Annotated in this window: 2 protein-coding genes; both read left to right on the top strand. The window is 46.3% G+C overall.

From position 1 onward, the window contains the following. Window positions 1-21: 21 nt before the first annotated feature. On the top strand, window positions 22-2619 hold the full coding sequence (gene acnB / locus CAG68_RS00010) for a bifunctional aconitate hydratase 2/2-methylisocitrate dehydratase (protein WP_086047030.1): 2598 nt from the start codon (window positions 22-24) through the stop codon (window positions 2617-2619). A gap of 99 nt (window positions 2620-2718) precedes the next feature. Next, window positions 2719-3087, top strand: a complete 369-nt coding sequence (locus CAG68_RS00005) for a YacL family protein (protein WP_017635908.1) — start codon at window positions 2719-2721, stop codon at window positions 3085-3087. Window positions 3088-3151: the final 64 nt, after the last annotated feature.

Genomic DNA, 3151 nt, shown 5'->3' with positions numbered 1-3151 from the left:
CCGCAATGAGAGGAAAAAGTCGTGCTTGAAGCCTACCGTAAACACGTCGAAGAGCGTGCTGCTGAAGGAGTTGTTCCTAAACCGCTAGACGCAGAACAAGTTGCTGGACTTGTAGAACTTCTGAAAAATCCCCCGCAAGGTGAAGAAAAAGTCATTCTTGACCTACTTGAAAACCGTATCCCTCCAGGTGTTGATGAAGCTGCTTATGTAAAAGCGGGTTTCCTAACAGCAGTAGCAAAAGGTGAAGTTAAATCACCATTAGTGAGTCGTGAAAAAGCGGCTGAACTGCTAGGCACTATGCAAGGTGGTTACAACATCGAACCGCTAGTTGAGCTATTGGATGATGAAGCACTGGCAGAGATCGCAGTAAAAGCGCTGTCTCATACGCTGCTGATGTTTGATGCTTTCTATGACGTAGAAGAGAAAGCGAAAGCAGGCAATGCGCATGCACAGAAAGTACTTCAATCATGGGCTGATGCTGAGTGGTTCCTTTCTAAGCCTAAGCTTGAAGAAAAAGTCACTCTAACCGTATTTAAAGTAACAGGTGAAACGAACACGGATGACCTTTCACCTGCACCTGACGCTTGGTCTCGCCCTGATATCCCAGTACACGCACTGGCGATGCTTAAAAACGAGCGTGAAGGAATAAACCCTGATCGACCGGGTACTATTGGCCCGATCAAGCAAATTGAAGAGTTAAAAGACAAAGGCCATCAATTGGTTTACGTTGGTGATGTTGTTGGTACTGGCTCTTCACGTAAATCTGCAACCAACTCAGTGCTTTGGTTTATGGGTGATGATATCCCTTACGTTCCAAACAAACGAGCTGGTGGGTATGTGCTTGGTGGCAAAATTGCCCCTATCTTCTTTAACACAATGGAAGATGCTGGCGCACTACCAATCGAAGTTGACGTAACTAAGCTCAACATGGGCGATGTTATCGATGTTTACCCATATGAAGGTAAAGTTTGCAACCACGAAACTGGTGAGGTTCTAGCTGAGTTCTCGCTAAAAACAGAAGTACTGATTGATGAAGTTCGTGCTGGTGGTCGTATCCCATTGATCATCGGTCGTGGTTTGACAGACAAAGCGCGTCAATCGCTAGGTCTTGAGCCTTCGGACGTATTCCGCAAACCAGGTGAAATCGCAGATTCTGGCAAGGGTTACACGCTTGCACAGAAAATGGTTGGTAAAGCATGTGGCGTAGAAGGCATCCGTCCTGGAACCTACTGTGAGCCGAAAATGACGACAGTAGGTTCGCAAGATACTACTGGCCCTATGACTCGTGATGAACTTAAAGACTTGGCGTGTCTCGGCTTCTCTGCTGATCTTGTCATGCAGTCTTTCTGTCACACATCGGCTTATCCAAAACCAGTAGACGTTAACACTCACCATACACTTCCGGACTTTATTATGAACCGCGGTGGTGTATCTCTTCGTCCTGGTGACGGTATTATCCACTCATGGCTAAACCGTATGCTACTACCGGATACTGTCGGTACGGGTGGTGACTCACATACTCGTTTCCCTCTGGGTATTTCATTCCCAGCCGGCTCGGGCTTGGTTGCCTTTGCAGCTGCGACAGGCGTTATGCCGCTAGACATGCCAGAGTCAATCTTGGTTCGTTTTAAAGGTGAGATGCAACCGGGTATTACACTGCGTGATCTTGTTCATGCCATCCCTTACTACGCGATTCAGCAAGGTCTACTAACGGTAGAAAAAGCGGGCAAGATCAACGAATTTTCTGGCCGTATCCTTGAGATTGAAGGCTTAGAAACGCTAACGGTTGAGCAAGCATTTGAGCTTTCTGATGCATCTGCAGAGCGTTCGGCGGCAGGTTGTACTGTGAAATTGTCTCAAGAGTCGATCGAAGAGTACTTAAACTCTAACATCGTGATGCTGAAGTGGATGATCTCTGAAGGCTACGGTGATCGCCGTACTATCGAGCGCCGTATTACTGCAATGCAAGAGTGGCTAGCAAACCCTGAGCTGATGCAAGCAGATAAAGACGCTGAATACGCACATGTGATTGAAATCGATATGGCTGAAATCAATGAGCCAGTACTATGTGCACCGAATGACCCAGATGACGCTCGTTTGTTGTCTGAAGTACAAGGCACAGCGATTGATGAAGTGTTCATCGGTTCTTGTATGACGAACATCGGTCACTTCCGCGCAGCAGGTAAATTGCTTGATAAGTTCAATGGCCAGTTAGCGACGCGCCTTTGGGTAGCGCCACCAACAAAGATGGATAAAGACCAACTGATTGAAGAAGGCTACTACGGTATCTTCGGACGTGCAGGGGTTCGTATTGAAACGCCAGGGTGTTCACTTTGTATGGGTAACCAAGCGCGTGTTGCAGATAAATCAACAGTAATGTCGACTTCAACGCGTAACTTCCCGAACCGTCTGGGTACTGGTGCGAATGTTTACCTATCGTCAGCTGAGCTAGCTGCAGTAGGTGCAATCCTAGGTAAGATTCCAACCAAAGAAGAATACCTAGAATACGCGAAGCAAATCGACGCTACGGCAACGGATACGTACCGCTACTTGAACTTCCATAAAATGGATCAATACACCAAGAAAGCGGACGAAGTGATCTTCCAAGAACCGGCATAATCAGAAATGCACAATTCAAAAGCACCTCACATGAGGTGCTTTTTTTATGGGAGCAATTCGCTATACTCGCACCAAATTGATACGAAATAGGCAATCTCGGTGGAATTTGAATTCATTCGTAACACGTTGATGGGCGAGTACTACGTAAAATGTAGCATGGGACATGAGATTGTAGGGCGCTGGTTGCAAGAAGAAATTGGTAAAGATCCGATGAAGATTGCACAGGTTGAAAAGCTAATTGAGCGGTCATTTTCAGCGCCTTCTCAGGAGCATAACCTTACAGGCACGGAAATTAGCTTGATGATTCAGGGCGACGAAGTTCTTGTACAAGAAAACGCATTAGCCCATGAATATGATGTCGAGATGGAAAGTGAGTTCGACTTCTACAATGCAGAAAGTACAGCAAGTTGTGGGATAGAGGATTTCATGGCACTTATCGAACAGTGGAAAGACTTTTTGAACATTTAATGCACAGTTTTGGGTAACTTCTCTGCCGTTGCTTTAAATTTGTGAAAAGGGCGCACCGATATGG

The sequence above is a fragment of the Vibrio sp. V42_P2S4T144 genome (genome assembly GCF_009904715.1).
GTDB classification, from domain to species: domain Bacteria; phylum Pseudomonadota; class Gammaproteobacteria; order Enterobacterales; family Vibrionaceae; genus Vibrio; species Vibrio alginolyticus.
Note: the sequence above shows the minus strand (reverse complement) of the source record. Positions and strands in the feature narration are given on the sequence as shown.